At 48.1% G+C, this 25,376-nt stretch carries 12 protein-coding genes and 1 pseudogene; 5 read left to right on the top strand and 8 right to left on the bottom strand.

Features of this window, described 5'->3' with window-relative positions; genetic code table 11:
* Positions 1–51 precede the first annotated feature (51 nt).
* Positions 52–1,941 (top strand): hypothetical protein, encoded by a 1,890-nt coding sequence (locus H8527_RS00845; protein ID WP_187544814.1) that lies wholly within the window; start codon positions 52–54, stop codon positions 1,939–1,941.
* Between the two features lie 27 nt (positions 1,942–1,968).
* Positions 1,969–3,483, top strand: coding sequence for an arylsulfatase (locus tag H8527_RS00850; protein WP_187544816.1), 1,515 nt, complete (start codon positions 1,969–1,971; stop codon positions 3,481–3,483).
* A gap of 287 nt (positions 3,484–3,770) precedes the next feature.
* Here the strand turns inward: H8527_RS00850 and H8527_RS00855 are convergent, their stop codons facing one another.
* From H8527_RS00855 to H8527_RS09795, 3 genes and pseudogenes are all read right to left on the bottom strand, one after another.
* Positions 3,771–4,379 carry a hypothetical protein gene (locus tag H8527_RS00855; RefSeq protein WP_187544818.1) on the bottom strand — a complete coding sequence of 203 codons (609 nt, stop codon included), beginning with the start codon at positions 4,377–4,379 and terminating at the stop codon, positions 3,771–3,773.
* Positions 4,380–4,486: 107 nt separating this feature from the next.
* Positions 4,487–11,362 (bottom strand): hypothetical protein, encoded by a 6,876-nt coding sequence (locus H8527_RS00860; protein ID WP_187544820.1) that lies wholly within the window; start codon positions 11,360–11,362, stop codon positions 4,487–4,489.
* 705 nt (positions 11,363–12,067) lie between these two features.
* A pseudogene (locus H8527_RS09795) lies at positions 12,068–12,352 on the bottom strand (hypothetical protein); the annotation flags it as partial.
* A 26-nt stretch (positions 12,353–12,378) separates the two neighbouring features.
* Between H8527_RS09795 and H8527_RS09980 the strand changes: the two are divergent.
* The 3 genes from H8527_RS09980 to H8527_RS00880 are packed head-to-tail and all read left to right on the top strand — an operon-like array spanning position 12,379 to position 13,303.
* On the top strand, positions 12,379–12,738 hold the full coding sequence (locus H8527_RS09980) for a hypothetical protein (protein WP_370539214.1): 360 nt from the start codon (positions 12,379–12,381) through the stop codon (positions 12,736–12,738).
* A gap of 27 nt (positions 12,739–12,765) precedes the next feature.
* Positions 12,766–12,903, top strand: a complete 138-nt coding sequence (locus H8527_RS00875; RefSeq protein ID WP_187544824.1) for a hypothetical protein — start codon at positions 12,766–12,768, stop codon at positions 12,901–12,903.
* Positions 12,884–13,303, top strand: coding sequence for a hypothetical protein (locus tag H8527_RS00880; protein WP_187544826.1), 420 nt, complete (start codon positions 12,884–12,886; stop codon positions 13,301–13,303). The genes H8527_RS00875 and H8527_RS00880 overlap by 20 nt, the downstream gene beginning before the upstream one ends.
* Positions 13,304–13,591: 288 nt before the next feature.
* Here the strand turns inward: H8527_RS00880 and H8527_RS00885 are convergent, their stop codons facing one another.
* From H8527_RS00885 to H8527_RS00905, 5 genes are all read right to left on the bottom strand, one after another.
* Positions 13,592–14,200 (bottom strand): hypothetical protein, encoded by a 609-nt coding sequence (locus tag H8527_RS00885; protein WP_187544828.1) that lies wholly within the window; start codon positions 14,198–14,200, stop codon positions 13,592–13,594.
* 107 nt (positions 14,201–14,307) lie between these two features.
* Complete coding sequence (locus tag H8527_RS00890; protein ID WP_187544829.1) at positions 14,308–21,213, bottom strand: hypothetical protein; 6,906 nt, start codon at positions 21,211–21,213, stop codon at positions 14,308–14,310.
* Positions 21,214–21,943: 730 nt separating this feature from the next.
* Complete coding sequence (locus H8527_RS00895; protein ID WP_187544831.1) at positions 21,944–22,531, bottom strand: DUF4468 domain-containing protein; 588 nt, start codon at positions 22,529–22,531, stop codon at positions 21,944–21,946.
* Positions 22,532–22,624: 93 nt separating this feature from the next.
* Positions 22,625–24,334, bottom strand: coding sequence for an acyl-CoA dehydrogenase family protein (locus H8527_RS00900; RefSeq protein WP_187544833.1), 1,710 nt, complete (start codon positions 24,332–24,334; stop codon positions 22,625–22,627).
* Between the two features lie 18 nt (positions 24,335–24,352).
* A complete protein-coding gene (locus tag H8527_RS00905) occupies positions 24,353–25,375 on the bottom strand; it encodes an electron transfer flavoprotein subunit alpha/FixB family protein (protein ID WP_187544834.1) in 1,023 nt (340 codons plus the stop codon).
* Position 25,376: the final 1 nt, after the last annotated feature.

The raw sequence follows: 25,376 nt of genomic DNA on the forward strand, positions 1-25,376 counted from the left end.
ATTTCATTGGCAAAGCATTTTTTATTACCCTTATATCTTACCTTTTATTTTATGCCAAAGAAAACCTTACTCTTCTGGTTCTGCCTCTTGTTCTTCTACGGGGCAGCAGCACAGACCGCCCACTACAAATTGCAGGAAAAGGGCGGCAATCTACTCATTCAAGAAGTAGAATCGGGCCTTTATCTTAACCTCTTCTTCTCCGGCGACCATCTCACGCTCTACAGCGGGACAGGCGATGCGTCGCAATGGAAATTGCTCAAGGCCGACAACCTCAGCGAGGTCAAGCAGCCCGTGCCTGATGCCGTCTATCTGCTACAAACACAGATGAACAGCCGCAAGGGGCAATTTGCCTACCTCGCGGACGACAAGGTGCTCAGCAAGGCAGAGCACGACAAGGCGTCTGAATTTGTGTTCGTCCGTACGGCAAAAGCCGATGTCTGGCAAATCCGGCACAAAGCCAGCGGCCGCTTTGCGCAAATGGGTACGCTCCACAAGCCCATCCTCTTTGCCGCCGATGGCGAAACGTCCACCACGCCCACCACACCCGGCGGAACGCTTGATCCGGCCAAAGTCTATCGCATCCGCTGGTCGCAAGCCGACAATCTCTTCATCAGCGAAAGGCAAGGCGGCGCCCTCGGCGTCGAGCCTAAGAGCCTCGCTGAGAAACAATACTGGAAGTTCATCCCCGTTGCCGGACAGACCAACACCTACACGGTGCAAAACACCGCTACCGGCCATTACATTCAGAGCTGCAACCTACCCCCTTCCTCGGCCTCAAAAATCAGTGCGGGAGAAACGGCCGTCCCCTACTATGTGGCGCAAAACCCTCGCGCCCAGGTGGCCAACGGTTGGTATCTCTCTTCCACCGACTGCCCCAATTATGCCGACCCCGCCCAGTCGCCCCGTGCGCTCAACAAGGATGGCGCTTCCACCAGCGTCATCACGTGGATGGCCGGTCATGCCAACAAGGGTTCCTACTGGTGGATTGAAGCCACCACCGATGAGTACGAGGCTCGCCCCTTCCTTCCGGGAAAACAACACAGTTATCTGCTCCTCCACCACGGACAGGCGCTCGAAAGCGATGCCGAGGGACACACCACGTGGCAGGCGCTGAACGAACTGCGCCCTCAAACTTGGTGGTTCGATGGGGAAAGCAACGCAGCCGGCGGCTACCGTATCGTCAGCCACCTCACAGGACTTCCGCTCAACGAGGGCGCGCGCTATCGTCTCCGCGAGGAAAACCTTCCCGGCGGCAACGGCAACTTCTCCTTTGTCGACACTCAGGGCAAAACATTGCATCTCGCCGGCGAACATCTCTTCTCCTTTCAGCGGGCACGCACATCCACCGCACGGCAACTGGGCATCTACAAGCTCCCTTGCGGAGCAAAAAACGGCCTCTATCTCCAGCACTTCAGCCTCGCCAAGAAGGATGCCGCTCCCGCCTTCACCTACTCCACCGAGACCAAAGGCACGCCCGGCGACTACTATGTCTCTCTCACCGGTCCTTCCGTTCCGGTGACGGCTCAAGAAGAGTGGCAACTCGCTTTCAGCCTCAACAAGCAGCCCAATGCCGAAACTCGCATCTTCCTCTATTTCGATTGGAATCAAGATGGGCTTTTTGAGCAAACCTACGAACTGGCCGGCGCGCGCGACATCACACATGCGCTCCTCATTCCACAGGGTCATCAGGAAGGCTTCTGTCGCTTCCGCCTGCGCATCACCGACAACGACCTCACCATGGCCGACGATGATGTGGAAGGAGAAATCGTAGACGGCACCTTCTCTTACACGCCCACCCCGACGCGCATTCTCCCTCCTCAGACTTCCGCACAAGGGCAGCACATCTATGACCTCCGAGGCATTCGTCACCCTGAGGCTCCTGAGGGCATTTTCATCGTCGATGGCACACTGCGTCTGCACCTCGGTAAGCCCTCGTTTTGAACACCTACTTATTTAATACCTCTCTCCATGAAAAAGCACTTTCTCCTCCCCACCGCGCTGTTGGCACTCGCGGCACAAGCTCAACAGCGCCCCAATATCATCTATATCATGTGCGACGACATGGGCTATGGCGACCTCGGCTGCTATGGCCAAAAACTCATCGCCACGCCCAACATCGACCGCATGGCCCGGCAAGGAATGCGCTTCACGCAGGCCTATGCCGGCAGCCCGGTGTCTGCCCCCTCACGCGCCACAATGATGACCGGCCAACACACCGGACACACCCACGTTCGCGGCAATCGAGAGTACTGGGGCGGACGCGACGTGCCCAACCTCTACGGCAACAATGCCGAGACCGCCGAGGGATGGGCCGGACAAGAACCCTACGCACCCGACCACCGCATTCTGCCCGAAATCTTCAAAGCCAACGGCTACACCACCGGCATGTTTGGCAAGTGGGCCGGGGGCTACGAAGGATCGAACTCCACCCCCGACCAGCGAGGCATCGATGAATACTACGGCTACATCTGCCAATACCAGGCTCACTCCTACTACCCCAACTTCCTCAACGCTTTCAGCCGTTCGGCCGGCGACACCAAGACCCATCGCGTGGTGCTCGAGCAAAACATCCGGCACGGAATGCCCGGTGCCGACGACTACCTCCAACGTCGACAGTACAGCGCCGACCTCATCCATCAAAAAGCCCTCGAATGGCTCGACCGTCAAGAAAGTGGGAAGCCTTTCCTGGGTATCTTCACCTACACTCTGCCCCACGCCGAACTGGCGCAACCGGACGACAGCCTCGTGGCGGCCTATCGTGGGATGTTCTGCACCGAACGCGCCTATACCCACTCTCACTCGCGCTATCACCCCACCCTCGAAGGACACACCCAGTTTGCCGCCATGATCACGCGCTTGGATGTGATGGTCGGTGAAATCCTCGACCGTCTCAAAGCCAAAGGGCTGGATGAAAACACGATGGTCATCTTCACCTCCGACAATGGCCCTCACGAAGAGGGCGGTGCCGACCCTGCCTTCTTCAATCGCGACGGCCTGTTGCGCGGCATCAAGCGTTCCACCCACGAAGGGGGAATCCGCATTCCCTTCATCGTGCGTTGGCCGGGTCAAGTAGCAGCCGGTAGTGTCAGCCACCATCAGTTTGCTTTCTATGATCTCCTCCCCACTTTCTGCGAAGTTGCCGGCATCCACGACTTCCCCGCAGCCTACCAAAGTAACGAAAACGACCGCTTCGATGGCATCTCCTTCTACCCCACCCTTCGTGGACGCGAAGAAGCCCAGACCAAGCACGATTTTCTCTACTGGGAGTTTCACGAAACGAATATGATCGGTGTGCGTCAAGGCGATTGGAAAATGGTGGTGGAACGGGGCAAACCTCGTCTTTACAACCTGAGCACCGACCTCCACGAAGACCACGACATCGCGGCACAGCACCCCGATGTGGTGCGCGCGCTCATCGACATCATCTACAAGCAGCACACCGACAGCCCGCTCTTCCCCATCACCCTGCCTCAACGTCCGTAAAGTCGCATCCCCGCCTTTTGCTCCCTCAGCCCAACACTATCCGGGAGCGATGGCGCACAATTCATCCTATCCGCAGCACCACTCACCAGGTGTTGCGGATATTTTTTCGGAAAGGCATAAGCCTACCTTTCCACAAAAGCCGAAAGAGGCCATGGCAACCACCCGTGTTGATGCCTCTCACACATTTTTTTATTATAATCGCTTCTCACACGATTGCATCAAACGGGGGCGCCATGGCCGAAGAAAAGCAGTGGGTCAGCACCGCTTAGGAGGAGTTTCTGCCCATCTTATCGCCGACGGAAGACGATGTTCATAAACGTCTTGTCCGTCACATCGGGCGAGGCGGGATTCACGAGGTTGTAACGCAGTTTGCCGTCATTGGTGATTTGCACACTCGTGAAGACAGTGTTGTCAAAGTAGGTCACAAAATAGTCTAAGTCGGCCTTCGCCACAACGGGGAGGTTCACCGTAGCAGCAGGGCTCTTGGCCGTGCTCGCCGGTGTGGTCACGTTAAACTGGTCGTAGTACATCTGATAGAGATCTATCTCGAAGTTCGTGCCGTTGTAGGCTGGGTCGCCCGTGTCGGTGGGCAACACGATGCAAGGCATGTAAAAGAAAAGCGGCCAGGCACCGTTCATCGCGCCCACTACACCTTGGGGATTGGTCACCAGCACTTGATTGGGCGCGTAGTTGTTGGACTTGCCCGCATCATAATTGCCAGAAGTGTCGGTCGTGATGCCTTCTCCCGTCTTGGGGAGTGTCTGGATGCGCAGGCTGCCGCTCACGTCCAGCGACTCGGTTGGGGTGCGGGTGTTCACGCCGACGCGTTCGGTTTGTGCCAAGGCTGTCAGAGAGAGAAGAAAGCCGCCAAGGAGGCTGAGGAGTTTGAGTTTCATCTTGAGTATAGGAATTTGGGTGAAACATATTGTTTGAAAACGACATCGTCTGAGCAAGCAGACCGATGGCCGAAAAAGGCATCGGCACTGCTCCTCATTCGATTGGATTATTCAGATTTAACGCGCGTTCTGATGTGGGGATTAACATAGGCCGCACGCATCTTCTTGAAGTTGACCGTAATGGTCGGCGTAGTGTGTGCACAAGTGCCGACGGTCGGTGTGACGGTGCGGCGATAGTAGACTTTCTCCAACTTAAACTTCTGCGTCTCTTTGTAGTTGGCGGTCGTGCCTACTGTTGTCCACGTGCTACCGTCCGTGCTACGTTCCCACTTGTAGGAAGCGATGGTCGTACCGTTGGTTTGCAACGAACCACCCGTCAGGGTGTAGCCCGTAGATCCCTTGCGCACCGTACGCTCCAATTCTGCAGGTGAAAGCGTCTGAATAGGACCGGGTGTTACCACAACTTTGGCTTCGTCGCTTGTATGCTCGCATCCCTTGTAAGTCGTCACGCGACGGAAAGTATAAGTGCCGGGATTGTCAGCTTGGAATGCATAATCGGCTAAGGTTGCTCCTGCAATATCACTGAAGTTCGTTCCATTGGAATCTTGCTTCTGCCATTGGTACTTAGGCGTTCCCGGTGTGTTGTCGGTGTAAGACTGTGCTGCACCGGGAGAGAGGGTAGCTGTAGTGCCTTGACAGATGGTCTGCACCGCCGGCGTCCAAGTAGGAGCACCGATGTCGTCGACCACAACAGTAATGGTAGCGTTGATGGGAGTAGTACAATCAGGTAGAGTAATCACCGCATGATAAGCTCCCGACATCACTCTGGTCGCCGCCCCCAAATCAAGTATGCGATTACTTTGATGTGTACCATTGGGTAGCGTCCAAGCATAGGTTGCCCCAGGGAAATTCGGCATCGTAAGTTTGAGATTATTTCCCACACATAGTTGTTGGGTTCTACTCAAACTAATGCCCAAGTCTGCGGTTGAGAGTACTGCAGTGACATAATGGATACGAAGACTACCACACTTGTCGTAGATATGAACGCGGTATTTCCGTCCCACATCACCGTATTCGAACATCACAGGACCATTCTCTTCTTTCGTTTGCACAACAGGATCACTTTCATTCTCTCCATTCAATAATTGATACTTATAAGGAGGAACACCATCTTGAGCTGTGACATAGATCTTTCCTTTATTGATTCCACCGCAAGAGTAAGCGACAGTTTCAAAGCGGTTGACCTCATGAGGCTTGTAGGTAAAGGGACCGGCTTCTACCACGATATCGCATATATTGTCTCCACGCAGTGTGAGACGGAATTTGCTCAACTTGCCCAGAGCAAAGGGAACATTGACATTTTTCCAAGGGCCACCACCAAGTCGGTACTCTTTACAGATGATGGTAGTTCTACTGCCATCCAGGTTTGTATAAGAGATGTGTCCACCAGGAGTGACATCCCATCCGGTACAAGTCTGTACCATGGTCATATTTTCGAGTTTAGTATCGCGGAAGTTGGTTTCTCTCTTCTCTGCTTTTCCTGTAATGGGTATAGAGAAGCCGCAATCAGGAACTGTAAGCGTTCCGTTTATAGTTTCTCCCCAGTCAAATATTGGTCCCTGAGAAGAATAAGTCAAACCATTCTGTACGATTGTCCACCCGAGTTTTTGTAGTCCCCCATTACCTCTAATATCTGATTTATAAGTAATTCCATCTTTTACGACTGTCAATGTACCATACCCATCATATTGGTTTGAGGGAAGAGGAGTATTAACATATAAATAGTTCAGCTGATAAAACATTTTACTCAGCTGCTTTCCATTTTGTGTAAAACTCTGAACTACCGTGTTGGTATATCGGTTGTCACAAGTATTCCCGAAATAAAAATTAGGCAGGGTGACAGTAGCGGCAGGGGGAAGTTGAATACTTTTGCTATCCAACAACGTACCTTCTGCAGTGTAAAGTTCAAAATCATACTTTGTATTTGGAGTATAGTTAGCAGGTAACTCTGTTTCATAGGTAGAGCCTATATGTGGATAAAGTAGTTCCTCAAGTAACGTATGAGTTCCATCTCCAGTATATACTTTAAGAATATATGGTCCATAGCAAGTGTTTACTTCTTCTGAAAGTCGTATTCTAATTCTTGATGTTTTACAATTTTTGGAAATCGGACTGGACAAAAACATTCTAGCATTGGGAGCAGGAATAGGTACAATCTGTGATTGATAAAGAAGAAAATTATCTGCAGTATAGAGACGTATCATATACGTTTTTCGATTGTTCCCCAAATGATAGACACCTGTCGGTTTTACCTGACGCAGCACTTGATTACCAATTACGGTACCATTCATCTCGTTCACCACAAGGGTTATGGTTTCAGGCATATCGGGATTAACCAAACGATTGGCATCAACGGTAGGTAAACCACAATAAGTTGTAGATGGGGTTTCACAAGGCTTTATCGTCCCTGTGGATACTTGAGCAGGAATAGACGAACACTTGAACTTAATCGTAATCTTATCTATACCCCAAGGTCGTACGGTAAGTTCTTTTCGTTCTCCATTGAAAGGAACATTCTTCATTTCATGTCCAAAAGTATCATGATAGTCTACTGTAATGATATCATCCCATAATAATCTGTCTCCTGCTATACTTTTGACGCCACCTAATATACCTAACAAAGGCGAGTAGTTAAAATAATACTTACTTTTATCATACGATATATATAAGCTGGAAGAAGCATCATAATTATATGGATAACGGAAGCAGCCTCCCCACCAAAATAAGTTATTAGGATTTGCTATACTCGTAATGTTGCAGTCAAGGAGGAGCGTTTTACAGTGATTTTCAATTTTTACTTTATACGCCCCTGCTGGAAGATTTCGGAAAGGTGTTATGGCTTCCAAATAACCAGATATATCCGTAAGATGTAGAGGTTTAAATCGAATGGGAACACTTACCCCTGATGGTGCTTCTGTAATAGTAAACTCATAATCATCATTGAAAGGAATGGAGATACCATTAGAATATCGATTATCCTGCTGGAATCGAAAAGCCAAGTATCCTGTGGAGCAACCATTAAATGAAGGACGTGTTGCTTGTGTATCTTGGATGATATTCATATCCGGAGACACCGTTTTGAGAGTAACAGCAACTTGATCGGAATAAGGCGTCAGGTCTTCTGCACTGAGACCTACAGCCTTGAGAGTATAGTTACCAGCAGGAAGATTTTCAAACACTAATTCCTCAGCTGCATCGTTAGTCGAGAGTTCTTTTTGCTTCTCAACGCCATCAACCATATAAGTAATCGTGTAGGTAACTTTCGCAAAAGCCGTGGGATTCTCCAATACCTTCACTTTAATTTTACAGTCGTCAAGACATTTGCCATCTACTCCTGTGGCTTGAATGCGTAGACGTACTGTAGGATGACTTGGTGCTAATACCTGAATTTGAGTACTATTTAGAAAATCTAAGGGACATCCTTTTTTCTGTATGTAGCAATATAATTGGTAATACCCAGAGGGTAACTTGTCAAATAAAACAGGAGAAAAGCAGTCTGTTTTCTTCTTCTGACTATAGTTTCCGTCAGTGCTCGTCAACGTCCAAAGCAAATTGTCACGAAGACTGATAGGAGGAGTTAGCATCGGGGAGGAAGGATTACCGTTGCTGTAGGGATTCTGAAGGGATAGTTTTGCTGTGATTGAACCCAATGGGTGTGCAGGCGTACCATCCGTCTTAGAGGTCGTCACCCAAGGTGTTGGGATATAGACTCCTTGATAATAGAGAGCCAGAGTAGAGTACACCTCTTTACCATTGGTCTCGATTGTAAATTTATAGGGTGCACGTGGAGAGTAGTTATCGTTTAGGATGCGAGGTGCCGAGCTACCGGTATATTCAGTGACATCCACCATAGCCGTCAGTTGCCCTGGTGTCCCAGTTAGACTATGCGAGAGTACATAGTCTGATGCAACATCGTCCCAGACATAAGTCTTAAATGTATAGACGACCGTAGAGAGCGAAGAATGTGTCCCCGAGACACGGAATGAGGCATGAGGATTGCGTTCATTACATCTTGGCGAAAGGTGAGCTGATGCTGTCCAATCTTCTCCTTGAAGACTTTCTATCCTCACACTTCGTTCTGGAATACAACTATTGCCATCAATCGTAGCACTCACGATGTAGGTGTCTGCTGGAAGATTCTCGAACTTCACGTTCTTTTCCAGTCCGTTAACAGTGAGCGTTTTATTAAAACTACCATGAGCAGAACGAACAGTGATAAGAACAGGAAAAGTCTCTTCAGAGAAAGAGTACATCCAGGCATTCATCGGATTTTTATATACTCCTACAGTGATGGTTCCATTATTGGCCAAATAAGAGGCATGCGTCATCTTTATCGGTACAAGATCGGGCTGTATACCATAAGACAGTTTATCCGAGCCCAAAAGAAGATGATTTTGAAGATCATTGGGTACGGTAAAATTGTAGGTATAGTTCGGAATACCGCCACACAGCAAACTAGGAGTTGTTATGACCATACGATAATTACCACTGGGAAGCTTATCTTCGAATTTATTATTGTAAGACTCTAATTTCCCTTCTTTATAGAGTACACCGCTATCTGCATTATAGAGATGATAAGGATATCCCTCGTATATTTTATTGAAACTAGAGAAACTCATTGAAGTCTTCCCCAAAACTTTTGTCCCACATGCACCTGACGTAGAGAAGTCTGTTACTGTTAGCTCAGATTTCAGTTCAAATGTTTTCTCTAATTTTATCGTGGGATCGCATTGCAAATAGGACGTAAATTTATAATTCCCTGGTGGAAGATTTTGTAAGACAGAACCAAACTTACCATTGCGATAGGGCAGTCCATCCTTTTCTAAAGTCCATAGGCATTCATCTGGTGAGAGGCCTATATATGCACCTCCATTCCCAGATGTTCGTGGATTCATTCCACTGATATCGACTTCTCCATTATCATAACAAGGTAGAGGAGATTTAGTAACTCTTATTTGAGCATAAGCTGAGTTCCAAAAAGAAGCTTGGGTAAGCTCCGACACCGTTACATTTTTCTTCTTGGTATATATTCCACAAGAGGGACGTGCAATGACCAAATAATTTCCGGCAGCTGGAACAGAAACTCGCATAAAGCCTTGATTACTATAATCAGGCACATACTTTCCCTTCCAGACAGAGGTACCATCCTCCTTTTTTATTTCGAAGTCTGTGTCTAGGAATTTTGCAATCTCACTCCCATCAGGCTTAAATTCAATCGCATAATCAGGGATACATTGATTCATTTTCACCAAAGAACGAACGGATAGGTCAAAAGTTTTCCCTGTCAGAGGAATCCTGACGGGGTTATACCTATTATCTGAAATCGAAACCAACCCATTACACTCCAAGATGAATCGTGCTGCATAACTCGTATAGGAATCATCAGCAGGAATATCATTAAAAACGACTTCACCACTCCACCCCACTGGCATAGATTGGCTGGCCAATGTAATTCCATCGGGTGAAATGATTTCTACAGTGCCCGCAAGCCGAAGAGGAAGACCCTGGGCATTAGTGACATTCACTTTTAGTTTTCCTCCCTCTCCCGTGCAGACCCCGGTAGCATAAGCAAGAGCTCCCAAGATGACTCGGGGAGGATATGCATAAGCTTCAAATTCATAACTTCGTTTGGTGCCCCCACAGAAGTCAGCCTCTACAACATACTTTTCTTGAAACTTCAGTGTCAGATTTGAAAAGCGGCATTGGGGTTCCGACTCACTGTACTGCCAAGTTTTTGTTGCCACGACCTCACCAGAAGCAACGTGGATCAGGCGGAAAGTATGAGAATCGTTAGGGTAGGGATTATTAGTTTCACAGGTAATAGTAACCTTCCCACATGGGTTTTGATTTAATGGAGAGGCATCGTATCTTACGCTGAGCTGCAACTCTACATTTTTCACGGAGAAATCTTTCAACATCACGACATTACAGTTGTCAGCAGTGAGACGAAGTGTATAGTCGCCTATCGGTAGGTCCTTAAAACCTATCTTAAAATCCTTGCTGGCATCAGTCGTTGTGGTTTTGAGCACTGTAGTTCCTCCTTTGGGCAAAACCTCAGCAGTCATACTCGTAACTCCGGATAGTCCTGAAAGTTGGCAATTGTAGGAAGAACCACAATTTCCTATGGCCCCGCTGATTTCTTCTTTATTGACTTGAAAAGGAGTAATCTCTACGTCCTTAGTCAGCACTATGACATCGCCATCCCACGTGGCACCCGGAGTAGTCAAAGAGGGGTGCAACGTGACACAAGCAGGTGTAGCCCGCGCTTCAACACGATATTTTCCGGTGGAGAGGTTGCTGAAGGACTCGGGCATATTCGGTGTCGTAGAAGTGAGCGTATTGATTAGTGCAGCACCTTGATAGAGACGCCATTCCACCTTAGAAAACCCAGACATCGTAAGTCCCATCGTGATTTTTCCCTTTGTCCCATCACAACCACTCGCAGGTTCTGTGGTTATGAACATATCTGCATCCGTGATGGATTTCTCTGTGTATGTGTATTGCCCGCCTGGGCTTTCATCCCACGGTTGTTCGAAATTCTTTACAATGTCAACGGTTTCTGTATGTTCTCCTCCTGTACCAAAACCAGTCACTTTAATTGCAATCTGTTGTCCATTGAACCAATCTGCAAGTTCAATATAAGTAGGTACATCTGAGGGAACATCTTGAGTTACGTACCCCTTATTATTAGAATATTTCACTTGCAGTTCGTAGCGCAGAGTTTGAATGCCGGGTACTGCATTACGATAGTTAAGAATTACACCTCCATACGTATTGCAATTTGTATTTCCAGAAACAATCGTCACAGAAAAGTCTCTGGGATTAAGTGCCGGCATCCCCTGCGCCTGCACCAAAATGGGGCAGAGGAGGGCGAAGAGCAGGAAGAGGGCGCTTCGCACGAAGTGGTTTTGTAAGGTTTTCATGATGCTTGTTTGTATTGTTTTCTTTGTTTATTGAGCATTGACGGAATCGGGGCATATACCAAGAAATATACATTCACCGAATTCTACTTTTGGCAAAGCTATAAAGAAAATGCAAATAGACAATATGAAACTTCAAAAATCGAAAGAAAAATTTTACCCCCCCCATTTTTGAAAACTGAAGTTTGCAGAAACGCGCGATAAATGAAACTTTGTTTTCAGAAAGTACAATGCACTCTCCGCCGAGTTTGCATATTTTTCAATCTCTTTGTAAATGCATTTTTTGCAGACACGTTTGTCGTTGAGGAGAGTTCATTGCCTGATGTCGTTTTTAAGTTTCTTTTCACGGCCAGAAGGGGGATTTTTCATACTGATAGCGAGGAATGGAACTCTATGCCTTAGTCGTTGATTTTCTAAATCACTGCCTTACAAGTTCTTCTGTCGCCACGAAAACGCCATGGAGTGGCGACGCGTCGCCAAGGTGTTGGCGTTTCAACGCCAAAGGCGTGGCGATGAAACGCCAACAGCATGGAGTTTTTTGGAAAACGGAGATGCGCGTCACGAGAAGGGACAAAAAGAGGCTGAGTCCCGAGAAAGGAACTCAGCCTATGGAAATGAAGAAGTGCAGATTATCGCAAGATAGCACTCATCTTGAAATGGACAGTGTCAATCTTGAAACAAACAATGCTAATCTCGAAAGAGGCAGCGCTAATCTTGGAACAGGCGGCGGGCGCCGGCAAAGATTTCGTTTTTACGGTCGATAGTTTTCACGCGAAATTTGCGGCCGCCCACTTTGGTGAGTCGTCCGTTGCGCTTCAACGCTTCGCGGTCGGTAATCCAATCTTCGGCAGGGAAGAAAGTTTCTTCACCGTTGCGGTCAAAGGGTTCGTAGGCGTAGCGGATGTTGCGCATCATGATATCGAAAGCCCCCTCTTTGGCCAACACCACCAACTGGTAGCGCACCGTGGCGCGATCCCAAACGAGGGAGTTGCGTTTGAACCAAAAATGCCGAAACTCGCATCTTCCTCTATTTCGATTGGAATCAAGATGGGCTTTTTGAGCAAACCTACGAACTGGCCGGCGCGCGCGACATCACACATGCGCTCCTCATTCCACAGGGTCATCAGGAAGGCTTCTGTCGCTTCCGCCTGCGCATCACCGACAACGACCTCACCATGGCCGACGATGATGTGGAAGGAGAAATCGTAGACGGCACCTTCTCTTACACGCCCACCCCGACGCGCATTCTCCCTCCTCAGACTTCCGCACAAGGGCAGCACATCTATGACCTCCGAGGCATTCGTCACTCTGAGGCTCCTGAGGGCATTTTCATCGTCGATGGCACACTGCGTCTGCACCTCGGTAAGCCCTCGTTTTGAACACCTACTTATTTAATACCTCTCTCCATGAAAAAGCACTTTCTCCTCCCCACCGCGCTGTTGGCACTCGCGGCACAAGCTCAACAGCGCCCTAACATCATCTATATCATGTGCGACGACATGGGCTATGGCGACCTCGGCTGCTATGGTCAAAAGCTCATCTAGTGTCAGCCACCATCAGTTTGCTTTCTATGATCTCCTCCCCACTTTCTGCGAAGTTGCCGGCATCCACGACTTCCCGACAGCCTACCAAAGTAACGAAAACGACCGCTTCGATGGCATCTCCTTCTACCCCACCCTTCGTGGACGCGAAGAAACGCAGACCAAGCACGATTTTCTCTACTGGGAATTTCACGAGACGAACATGATCGGCGTGCGCCAAGGGGATTGGAAAATGGTGGTGGAACGGGGCAAACCTCGTCTTTACAACCTGAGCACCGACCTCCACGAGGACCACGACATCGCGGCACAACATCCCGAAGTGGTGCGCAGTCTCATTGACATCATCTATCAAGAGCATACCGACAGCAAACTCTTCCCCATCACCCTGCCTCAACGTCCATAAAGTCGCATCCCCGCCTTTTGCTCCCTCAGCTCAACACTCTCCGGGAGCGATGGCGCACAATTCATCCTATCCGCAGCACCGCTCACCAGGTGTTGCGGATATTTTTTCGGAAAGGCATAAGCCTACCTTTTCCACAAAAGCCGAAAGAGGCCATGGCAACCACCCGTGTTGATGCCTCTCACACATTTTTTTATTATAATCGCTTCTCACACGATTGCATCAAACGGGGGCGCCATGGCCGAAGAAAAGCAGTGGGTCAGCACCGCTTAGGAGGAGTTTCTGCCCATCTTATCGCCGACGGAAGACGATGTTCATAAACGTCTTGTCCGTCACATCGGGCGAGGCGGGATTGACAAGTTGATAACTCAGTTTTCCATCATTGGTAAGCTGAACCGCAGTGAAGACCGCATTATCAAAGTAGGTAATAAAGTAGTCCAAATCGGTTTTGGCCACGATGGGCAGATTAGTTGTCGCACCAGGACTCTTTGCTGTAGTGGCAGGTGTGGTGACGTTGAATTGATCAAGATACCGCTGATAGAGATCTATCTCGAAGTTCGTTCCATTGTAAGCGGGGTCCGAGGTTTCGGTGGGCAACACAATGCAGGGCATATAGAAGAAGAGCGGCCATGCACCATTCATCGCCCCTACCACACCATTATTGTTGGTCACAAGCACTCGGTCGGGAGCATAGGTAGTGCCCTTCCCAGCGTCATAATTACCAGCGGCATCTGTAGTGATTCCTTCGCCCGTTTTGGGAAGTGTTTGAATGCGCAGGCTGCCTTTTACATCCATCTCTTCAGTTGGGGTGCGGGTATTCACACCCACGCGTTCGGTTTGCGCCAAAGCGGTCAGAGAGAGGAAGCAACCGGCAAAGAGGATAAAGAGTTTGAGTTTCATCTTGAGTATAGGAATTTGGGTGAAACATATTGTTTGAAAACAACATCGTCTGAGCAAGCAGGCCGACGGCCGAAAAAGGCATCGGCACTGCTCCTCATTCGATTGGATTATTCAGATTTAACGCGCGTTCTAATGTGGGGATTAACATAGGCCGTACGCATCTTCTTGAAGTTGACCGTAATGGTCGGCGTAGTGTGTACACAAGTGCCGACGGTCGGAGTGACGGTGCGGCGATAGTAGACTTTCTCCAACTTAAACTTCTGCGTTTCTTTGTAGTTGGCGGTCGTGCCTACTGTTGTCCACGTGCTACCGTCCGTGCTACGTTCCCACTTGTAGGAAGCGATGGTCGTGCCGTTGGTTTGCAACGATCCCCCCGTCAAAGTATATCCGGTAGATCCCTTGCGCACCGTACGCTCCAATTCTGCAGGTGAAAGCGTCTGAATAGGGCCGGGTGTCACCACAACTTTTGCTTCATCGCTGGTGTGTTCACACCCATTGTAAGTCGTCACGCGACGGAAGGTATAAGTGCCGGGGTAGTCAGCTTGGAATGCATAATCGGCTAAGGTTGCTCCTGCAATATCACTGAAGTTCGTACCATTGGAATCTTGCTTCTGCCATTGGTATTTGGGTGTCCCCGGCGTGTTGTCGGTGTAGGACAGTGCTGCACCGGGAGAGAGGGTTGCTGTAGTACCTTGACATACAGTTTGTGCAGACGGCGTCCAAGTAGGAGCACCGATGTCATCCACCACTACAGTAATGGTAGCATTGATGGTACTATTGCAATCTGGGGGAGTAATTGCCACATGGTAACTACCTGCCATAGCTCTAGTGGCGGGCCCAAGATCGAGAATCCGAGTATTGCGGTGGGTGCCATCCGGAAGCGTCCAGTCATAGGCAGATCCAGGGAAAGACTGCGTGGTGAGTTGGAGGTTGTCGCCAGCACAAAGTTTTTGTGTTCTACTCAAATTATATCCCAAATCTATCGTAGAGACGACAGAGGTGATGTAATGAATTCGCAAACTTCCGCAGGCATCGAACACGTGAACACGATATTTTTTACCCACATCGCCATATTTAAATACTACAGATCCACTACTAGTTTTGGTTTCCACCTCTGGAGAGCTTTCACTTTCTCCATTCAATAATACGTACTTATAAGGGGGGACACCATCCTTTGCACCAACATAAATACGCCCCATATTATCATCTGAACAATAATAGGATGCAGATTCAAGTTGGTTAACTTCGTGAGGTTTGTAAATTTGTTTAGGTATACTCACATCAATATCACACATATCATCTCCACGAAGATAGATTGTCATACCGTTGCTTGCCTTAGGCATTGCAAAAGGAACGTTGACGTCTTTCCATTGACTTCTGTTTAGACTATATTCTTTGTAAGTGACAATATGCCGATTATTATCCACACCGACATAAGAAACCTGCCCTCCTGGTACAATATCCCATCCGGTACAAGTCTGTACTTTTGTCATGTTCTCAAGACCGCTATTATAGAACTGAAGCTCTTTTCTTTCTGCCTTGCCGGTAACCGGTACGGACAGTCCGCATTCGGGAACGCTGAGAGTTCCATTGATAGTTTCTCCCCAATCATAGATTGGGCCTAAAGAAGGATAAGTTGTTCCATTCCGTTCAACAACCCAATCCAACTTAGTGTAAAAGGTAGCGGGACTAACACCTATGCTTATGTTGAGATAAAAATTGGCTTTATATTTGACTCCATCTTTAATCACCGTCAACACACCATTATGGCCACCATAGTAAGCGTTGGGAGGAGTCAGAGCGGGAGCCTGACGCCAATATATATATTTCAGACGATAGAACATCTTTCTCACCATCTTGCCATTCTGAGTAAAAGATGTTACAGCAGTATTGGTATAATTACTATTACAGGTATTTCCAAAGAAGAATGTTGCTGGTAGTGAGACGTTAATAAAAGGAGGGGTATGAACCGCTTTACGATCTAAAAGTGTACCATCTGCAGAATAAAGCTCAAACTCATAATTCGTGTTTGGGGAATAGTTCCACGGGAATTCTCTATAATACACATCAGTGTTAAGGTATTGCAAAAGTTCCTCTCTGACAAGAGTACGCGTACCATCAGTTGTATAAGTTTTTAGAACATAAGGCGCATAACAAGGAATCACGTCTTCTGAAAATCGTGCTTCTATTTTAGAGGCCACACAATTTGTAGAAGATGAACTAGAGAGGAACATAGTTACATTGGGAGCACCTATAGGAGTAATCTTTATTTGATAAAAAAGGATATTGTCTGCAGTATAGAGACGCGCCAAGAAAGTCTTTCTGCTGTTTCCTAAAGAGTAAGTGGTATTGGGGTTCTCCTGGCGCAACACTTCAGTTCCTATTGAAGTTCCCACCATCTCGTTGACAACAAGAGTGAACTTCTCTGGTAGATTAATCTTATTAAGCAGAATATTCACATTGATGTTGGGTAACCCACAATAAGTTCTGGTTTCTTCACAGACACTTGCTCCTCCCGTTAATACTTTTGTAGGAATATTCGCACAATTGAACTTAAAGGTGACTTTATCCATAGCCCAAGGGCGGATGGTGAGTTCTCTTTCTTCCCCATCGTAAGGAATATTTTTCATTTCGCTACCCAAGCGATCATGATAATCTATGGTTAAAAGATCATCCCATAGAAACTGTTTAGCGTTATATATTTGAAGCATTTCGAGTGGGTTGTATAATGGAGATGAGGTAAAATAGTACTTACCATTCTTAGTATAAATGTTCAGCCCGAGATGATTAGAATAATAAAGATAGTTGTTATTAAGAGGACAAAAAGATAAAGTAGTCGCATTAATCACCATATTTTGGGGGGCGATATTGCAAGTAAGCATCAGTGTTTTACAGCTATTTTCCACCTTCACTTTATAGGTTCCTGCAGGAAGATTTCGGAAAGGTGTGATAGCCACAAATCCGGGGTAAAGAGTCGCAAAATGAGAAAGTTTAAAAGTCAAAGGAGTTGTTACACCTGCCGGAGCCTCGGTAATGGTGAACTGGTAATCATCGCTGAAAGTTCTACTGATACCCCCATAAGAGTTATTGTCACTTTGGAACCGAAAAGCTAAATATCCAGTCGGGCAGTTATTGTATGCGGGACGAGAAAGACCTGCATCCTGAATGATGTTCATGTCGGGCGATGCCGTCTTCAGAGCAATTGTAGCATTAGCAGGATAGAGTTTCAAACCATCCGAAGTCATTCTTTCCGCAGTGGCCGTGAGTTTATAATTTCCTTCAGGCAAACCATTAAAGATTACCTCCTGCGTTGCATCATTTTTAGAAATCACTTGATCCCTTGGTACGCCCTCTTGGATGTATTCAATCTTATAAGTAATTTTTGAAAAGGCCGTTGCATCATCCAGCACTTTCACCTTTATTTGGCAATCACTGAGACACTTTCCATCAACTCCCGTAGCTTGTATGTGCAATCCGGGAGCTACGATTTGGAAGTTTGCATTATAATTCGTAGCCATTTTTCCACATCCTGCACTTTCTTTGGTGCAGGTTAAACTATATTGTCCGGGAGGTAGATTGTCAAAAACGACGGGAGAAAAGAAGTCGGCCTTTTTTTCAATACTAACAACCCCATCATTGCTTCGACAAGTCCAAGTCAGCTCATCAAGAAGACTTCCGGGTGAAGGAAGTATGGGAGACGAGCTCTCATTAGGGTCGTAGGGATACTGTTTTTTTAACTTCACAGTGACCGATCCCACACCTTGTGCAAAGGTTGCATCAGTCTTTTGCACTTCCATTACAGAACTACCATCTACATAGTTCAGAGCACAATCAAGTGTTGAGTAAACTTCCTTACCATTGGTTTCAATGGTATATTTGTAGGGCATATATAGTTTCTGACCATACCTATTAGTATAAGCAGGTGCGGTACTTCCTGTATATTCCGTGACATCAACCATTGCGGTGAGTTGCCCGGGTGTTCCTGTGACACTATTTGCAATGACGTAGTTCGATGCTGCATCGTCCCATACATAGGCTTTGAAAGTATAGACAGTCGTAGCAAGAGACGGATGGTTGCCAGCTACCCGGAAAGAAACATGAGGCGCGCGTTTCTTACAACGAGGAGAAAGGTGAGCCGACGCACTCCAAGCATCGCTTTGTATGGTCTCAATTTTTACTTCCTGTTCTGGAATACAACTATTGCCGTCAATGGTTGCACTTACCCGATAAGTGCCTGGAGGGAGGTTCTCAAATTTTACATTTTTTCCAAGACCATAGGCTGTCAGCGTTTTGCTAAAACTACTATTGACAGAACGTAGAGTAATGAGGATGGGAAAAGCGCTAGTAGCCACGTTATAGTTCAGTTCATAACGTAGTTTATATACCCCTGCTGTAACACTACCGACACTACTTAAATAAGGAGTATGTGTCACCTTGATTGGAATAATGGCATTATTGTCCTTCTGTGGTTCTGAAGCCAAGAAAAGAGTATTGCCGATATTATTGGGTACCGTAAAGTTATAAGTATAAGCAGGAAACCCTCCCCCACAAAGAAAAGTTTCGGGTTTAAACTCCAAACGATAATTGCCACTTGGGAGATTTGTGCGGAGGTAATATAACCAATCGTTAGAACTATAATCCCCTCTTGTTAAATTCTTTTCCTCAACAAGCGTTTCTGTATCGGAATTGTAGATCTTATAAGAATAATTGATGCGTTGTCCCTTCAATATAGAAACACTAATATAGGTAGTCCCCAATACTTTGGAACCACATGAGCCGTACGTTTCAAATCGAGAAACTTCGAGCCCTGATATCATTTCAAAAGTCCGTTCTATCTTGATGGTTGGATCACACTCTAAGTGGGCTGTAATTTTATAATGCCCCACTGGTAGTCCGGTAACTGGATAGCCAAACTTTCCTGTAAGATAAGGCGCACCATCTTTTTCTATTTCCCAAACTCCGGGATAGGCTGCAGGTGCGATGGAAGAGAGGTCGACTTCTCCAATACCATGGCAGGGATAGGATTTTTTTGAGATTATCACTTCACCTGCATTCTTAAAAGCATCTTCTTTTTTTATCTCTCCAATATCTACCCCTCTACTTTTTGCCACAGATGTACCACAAGAAGGTCGAACCATTACAGCATATTGCCCTGCTGAAGGTAGAGTTACCCGCATGAACCCACCGTTGTCAAAGTCTGGAACATAAACACCTTGCCAAACAATAGTACCATCACTCTTTTGCACTTTAAATGTCGCAGTCAGTATTTTCTCAATTTCTGTACCATCCGGTTTAAAATCGAGTGCATACTTGGCGACACACTGATCCACCCAAGCAATAGGTTTTACTTCAATGGATAAGGACGCCGCATTCATATACATAGAGCCGAAATTGTACTCTGAGGAGGTACCATTACAATCAAGGGTGAAGCGGACTTTATAGTACTCATTGGCACCACCATATAGATAACTCGGACTAGGCGGAATGTCATCAAACACAGCTTCACCATTCCATCCATCAGGCATGGACTGGCTCATGATGGACTCTCCATTTGCATTTATGAGTTCGAGCGTTCCAGCCAATGCCATGGGGCGGGCTTGTGCATCACGAACCATTACCTTGGCCTTGCCACCTTGTCCGGTACAAATTCCAGTGGCATTAGATAGTACACTCCATTGAAGATTAGCACCATATAGATAAACTTTGAATACCTGACTTCTTTTAGTAATCCCACAAAAGTCAGCTTCCACTACATAATCTTCTTGATTTTTTAGTGTAAGATCTGTAATACGACATTCAGGATCTGCTTCCGAATATTGCCAGGTTTTCGTGCCCACAATATCACCAGAGGCAACATGAATGAGTCGATAGGTTTGAGGACGTTCCGGATAAGGTATGTTTGTACTACAAAATACGGTATGCTTTGCACACATATTTTTTAGAACAGCATTAAAATCAAATCTAGCTTGAACATTTGGTTCTGTATTCTTTATAGAAAAGTCTTTTTGCATCACGGCACTACAGTTAGCAGCTGTAAGACGAAGCGTATAGTCACCGATAGGGAGTTCTTCAAAACTAATTTTGAAGTCCTTACTAGCATCAGTCGTCGTGGTTTTCAGTACAGTCGCCCCTCCTTTGGGCAAAACCTCTGCCGTGATGCTCGTCACACCAAATACCCCTGAGAGTTGGGCACGATAAGTGGAGTTACAATTACCTATCACCCCACTTATCTCTTCTTGATTGATTTGAAAAGCACCTATAGAAATATCCCTCGTGAACACGAGTGTATTTCCGTCCCAAGAAGCTCCTGGGGCAGTCAGGGCAGGATGCGAATTCGCACAAATCGGGGTGGCACGTGCTTCAAGACGATAGACCCCCGCAGAAAGATTCTCAAATGAAGCAGGTAGATTGGGGGTAGTAGAATTAATCGTATTGAGCAGTGTCGCACCACGATAGAGTTTCCATTCTACGTTGGTGAATCCCGACATAATAAGCGCCATTGTAATTCGCCCCCTAGTACCATCACATCCGTCCGCAGGATCTGTGGACGTGAAGATGTCTGCATCTGCTATGGTACTTTCGGTATATCGATACTGGCTTTGTGGTCCTTCTTCTGATTCTGAATCAGCTATTTGCTTGGTAATCGTAACTGTATTTGTTTGTTCATTCCCGGCACCAAGTCCTGTCACTCTCGGCCTAATGATATCCATATCCCAATCCGGGAGCGCTTGGTAAATCGCGACATTAGGAGCCACCTCTTGTGTAAACATGGGTTCACCCCCCCAGCCTTTGGGAAACTCGTAACGTAGTTTTTGTATGCCTGCAACAGCATTGCGATAAGTGATAATTACCCCACCGGGAGTATTACAGGTGGTATTTCCAGATACCACAGTCAACGTAAAATCTTTTCGGTTAAGTTTCGGCATACCTTGTCCCCACCCCAAAAGCGGAAAGAGGAGGGCGAAGAGCAGAAAGAGGGCGCTTCGCACGAAGTGGTTTTGTAAGGTTTTCATGATGCTTGTTTGTATTGTTTTCTTTGTTGATTGAGCATTGACGGAATCGGGGCGTATACCAAGAAATATACATTCACCGAATTCTACTTTTGGCAAAGCTATAAAGAAAATGCAAATAGACAATATGAAACTTCAAAAATCGAAAGAAAAATTTTACCCCCCCCCATTTTTGAAAACCCGAGTTTGCAGAAACACACAATAAATGAAACTTTGTTTTCAGAAAGTATAATGCACTCTCCGCCGGGTTTGCATATTTTTCAATCTCTTTGGAAAGGCATTTTTTTTGCAGACACGTTTGTCGTTGAGGAGAGTTCATTGCCTGATGCCGTTTTTAAGTTTCTTTCCACGGCCAAAAGGAGATTTTTCATACTGATGGTGAGGAAAGGAAGTTCTATGCCTTAGTCGTTGATTTTCTAAATCACTGTCTTACAAAGTTCTTCTGTCGCCACGAAAACGCCATGGAGTGGCGACGCGTCGCCATGCTGTTGGCGTTTCAACGCCAAAGGCGTGGCGATGAAACGCCAACAGCATGGAGATTTTTGGAAAACGGAGATGCGCGTCACGAGAAGGGACAAAAAGAGGCTGAGTCCCGAGAAAGGAACTCAGCCTATGGAAATGAAGAAGTGCAGATTATCGCAAGATAGCACTCATCTTGAAATGGACAGTGTCAATCTTGAAACAGACAATGCTAATCTCGAAAGAGGCAGCGCTAATCTTGGAACAGGCGGCGCTAATCTTGGAACAAACGGCGCGCGCCGGCAAAAATTTCGTTTTTACGGTCGATGGTTTTCACGCGAAATTTGCGGCCGCCCACTTTGGTGAGTCGTCCGTTGCGCTTCAAGGCTTCGCGGTCGGTGATCCACTCTTCGGCGGGGAAGAAGGTCTCTTCGCCGTTGCGGTCAAAGGGCTCGTAGGCGTAGCGGATGTTGCGCATCATGATGTCGAAAGCTCCCTCTTTGGCCAACACCACCAACTGGTAGCGCACCGTGGCGCGATCCCAAACGAGGGAGTTGCGTTTGAACCAAAGGTACTCCTCGACCGATGCCGCCACAACACCACTGTCGGGGGACACCTCCGTCAAGCGCGAAGTAGGAAGCTTTTCGGGCACTTCTACAAGGCTGCGCACATATTGTTCCAGCCGCGCCACCAGTTCTGCACGACTCTTGCCGGGGAGGTCGTAATGTTCGGCAAAAACAATCATTCCGTTCTGCTCGGGCACAGCCCCTGCCAGATAGGGCGTTTCGTCAAGCGTTTTTTTCTGTGCGGTAGTGGTGAGCAGCGGAAGGGCGAAGAAGAGGAGGAGCAAAAGGTGTTTCATATACTGAGTTTTTGTGAGGTGAGCAGATGTTGGAGAGAAAACACATTGCAGGTCATACAGAGATGACCCGCAATGTGTCTTTGAGAGGGTCGTTTAGGCTTTGCGGTAGAAGTCGAGGTCTTCCAATTGCAAGTCCATAATATACTGATGGTGCTTGGCCACTTCGGCATCTACAAAGCGGGCGTAAACCTGCGCCGACTTCTCGAAAAGTTCGGGGGCTTTCGAAGCATTGTAGATGAGCAGGTGGAGCATGATGCCATCGGCCGCGATTTCGACCAGATGGCGGGCGCAGAGGTCTTGGAACTCCTGATTGCCCACTTCCTTCACACGCTCAACGGCTGCTTCAAGACGATCGGCGATGGTCTTGGCACGCTCTTGCAGCGGACGCATAGAGGCGCTGACTTCCTGCTGTTCATATTCGCGCATCTGAGCGAGATAGGAACCATTCGTAACGAAGCGAATGGCCGCCACCACTTGAAGTTGCGTCGTGCCTTCGTAGATCGATGTGATGCGGGCATCGCGGGCAATACGCTGGATGGGATAGTCCATCATGAAGCCCGAACCGCCATGAATCTGCAAGGCATCATAAGCATTTTGGTTGCAGTATTCCGAGTTCATACCTTTGGCGAGGGGCGTGAGCGAATCGGCTAATTTGTTGTAGAGTTTCATCTCTGCGCGCTCTTCGGGGGTGAGTTTTCGTTCGCGCGAAATGTCCTCGAGTGCCTTGTAGATGTCCACGCAGCGTGCCGTCTGATAGAGCAAAGCACGACCGGCATCCAATTTGGCCTTCATCGTGGCCAGCATGTCGTAGACCGCGGGGAAGTGAATGATGGCCTTACCGAATTGTTCACGGTCGCGAGCGTAAGCCAAGCCTTCGTTGTAGGCAGCCTGCGAGAGGCCGACCGACTGGGCGGCTATGCCGAGACGAGCACCATTCATCAAGGCCATGACATATTTGATCAGCCCCATGCGCGTGGAACCGCAGAGTTCGGCTTTGGCATTCTTGTAGACGAGTTCACAGGTGGGACTGCCGTGGATACCGAGTTTATGCTCAATACGGCGCACGTTCACGCCGCCATCGCGCTTGTCATAGATAAACATCGACAGACCGCGGCCATCGGTCGTTCCCTCTTCCGAACGTGCCAGCACAAGGTGGATGTCGGCATCGCCGTTGGTGATGAAACGTTTCACGCCGTTCAAGCGCCAGCAGTTATTTTCCTCGTCATAAGAAGCCTTGAGCATCACGCTCTGAAGGTCGGAACCGGCATCGGGTTCTGTGAGGTCCATCGACATGGTTTCACCGTGGGCAATGCGGGGAATGAAGCGAGCGTGCTGGTCTTCGTTTCCAAATTCGTAGAGGGTTTCGATGCAGTCTTGGAGCGACCAAATGTTGCCGAAGCCGGCATCGCTCGCTGCCACGAGTTCGGCACACATGGTGTAGGGCATGATGGGAAAATTCAAGCCTTCGTAGCGGCGAGGCATGGTCATGCCGTTCATGCCGGCGCTGACCATAGCGTCCAAGTTACGCTGTGTGCCGGAAGCATAACGCACGCGGTCGCCTTCGTGGTGCGGCCCTTCGAGGTCTACGCCTTCCGCATTTTCAGCAATCGTGGTACCGGCAATTTCGCCCACGATGTCCAGCACGCGGTCGTAATTGTCCATCGCATCAGCATGGTCAAGAGGGGCGGTGTCGAACTCGTCTTTGTCGCGGAAGTTGCGCTCTTTGAGTTCGACGATACGTTGCATAAGGGGGTGGTTGAGCTCGAAACGAAGTTCGGGGTGCTCAGTATAGTGATTTGCCATTGTAGTAGAATGAAAAGGTTATTTGCTGTTTTGCTTGTAGTACTTGATCATCTTGGGCACCACCTCTTCGACAGAACCCGTGATGACGTAGTCGGCCAGTGCATTGATGGGGGCATTGGGGTCGGTGTTGATGGAAATCACAATGCCGCTTTCCTTCATTCCGGCCACGTGCTGGATGGCGCCCGAGATGCCACAAGCGATGTAGACTTTGGGGCGGATGGTCACGCCCGTCTGCCCGATTTGCAGGTCGTGCTCGCAGAAACCGGCATCGACCGCAGCGCGGCTCGCCCCGACCTCTCCGTGGAGTTCTTCGGCAAGTTTGCGCAGCAAGTCGAAGTTTTCCTTCGAGCCCACACCGTAACCGCCGGCCACCACGATGGGAGCACCCTTGAGGTTGTTCTTGGCCTTTTCCACTTGGCGTTCGATGACCTTGACCACATAATCTTCGGGCGCAACAAAGTCGGCCACGTTTTCATACACGACTTCGCCCTTGTAGTGCTCGTCCACGATTTCCGCCTTCATCACGCCGGAGCGAACGGTGGCCATCTGCGGGCGGTTGTCGGGGTTGATGATGGTGGCGACGATGTTACCGCCAAAGGCAGGGCGAATCTGATAGAGGAGATGGTCGTAGTGCTTACCGGCTTTCTTGTCGTCGTAGTCGCCGATTTCGAGCGCGGTGCAGTCGGCCGTCAATCCGCTGGTGAGAGCGGAGCTGACGCGCGGGCCGAGGTCACGACCGATGACGGTGGCGCCCATCAAGCAGATTTGCGGCTGTTCGCGCCGGAAGAGGCCGATGAGGATGGAGGCGTGGGGGCGCGTGGTGTAAGGCGACAGCCCGGGGGCGTCGAACACGTGGAGCACGTCTACACCGTAGGGCATAATTGCCTTTTCGACCAGCCCTTTGATGCCCTCGCCGGCTACAACAGCTTCGAGTTTCACACCCAGTTCGTTGGCTAGTTTGCGGCCTTTGGTGAGCAGTTCGAAGCTCACTTCTTCAATTTGCGTTCCTTCGATTTCGCAATATACATATACACTATTCATG

This window comes from Alloprevotella sp. Lung230 (assembly GCF_014385435.1).
In the GTDB taxonomy this organism is placed as follows: domain Bacteria; phylum Bacteroidota; class Bacteroidia; order Bacteroidales; family Bacteroidaceae; genus Alloprevotella.

What these genes read in the sequence shown, in the direction of transcription:
- H8527_RS00885 (WP_187544828.1), bottom strand. Translation starts at nt 14,200, where the DNA reads ATGAAACTCAAACTCTTTATCCTCTTTGCCGGTTGCTTCCTCTCTCTG.
- H8527_RS00855 (WP_187544818.1), bottom strand. Translation starts at nt 4,379, where the DNA reads ATGAAACTCAAACTCCTCAGCCTCCTTGGCGGCTTTCTTCTCTCTCTG.
- H8527_RS00850 (WP_187544816.1), top strand. Translation starts at nt 1,969, where the DNA reads ATGAAAAAGCACTTTCTCCTCCCCACCGCGCTGTTGGCACTCGCGGCA.
- H8527_RS00875 (WP_187544824.1), top strand. Translation starts at nt 12,766, where the DNA reads ATGAAAAAGCACTTTCTCCTCCCCACCGCGCTGTTGGCACTCGCGGCA.
- H8527_RS00860 (WP_187544820.1), bottom strand. Translation starts at nt 11,362, where the DNA reads ATGAAAACCTTACAAAACCACTTCGTGCGAAGCGCCCTCTTCCTGCTC.
- H8527_RS00880 (WP_187544826.1), top strand. Translation starts at nt 12,884, where the DNA reads ATGGTCAAAAGCTCATCTAGTGTCAGCCACCATCAGTTTGCTTTCTAT.
- H8527_RS00905 (WP_187544834.1), bottom strand. Translation starts at nt 25,375, where the DNA reads ATGAATAGTGTATATGTATATTGCGAAATCGAAGGAACGCAAATTGAA.
- H8527_RS00900 (WP_187544833.1), bottom strand. Translation starts at nt 24,334, where the DNA reads ATGGCAAATCACTATACTGAGCACCCCGAACTTCGTTTCGAGCTCAAC.
- H8527_RS00895 (WP_187544831.1), bottom strand. Translation starts at nt 22,531, where the DNA reads ATGAAACACCTTTTGCTCCTCCTCTTCTTCGCCCTTCCGCTGCTCACC.
- H8527_RS00845 (WP_187544814.1), top strand. Translation starts at nt 52, where the DNA reads ATGCCAAAGAAAACCTTACTCTTCTGGTTCTGCCTCTTGTTCTTCTAC.
- H8527_RS00890 (WP_187544829.1), bottom strand. Translation starts at nt 21,213, where the DNA reads ATGAAAACCTTACAAAACCACTTCGTGCGAAGCGCCCTCTTTCTGCTC.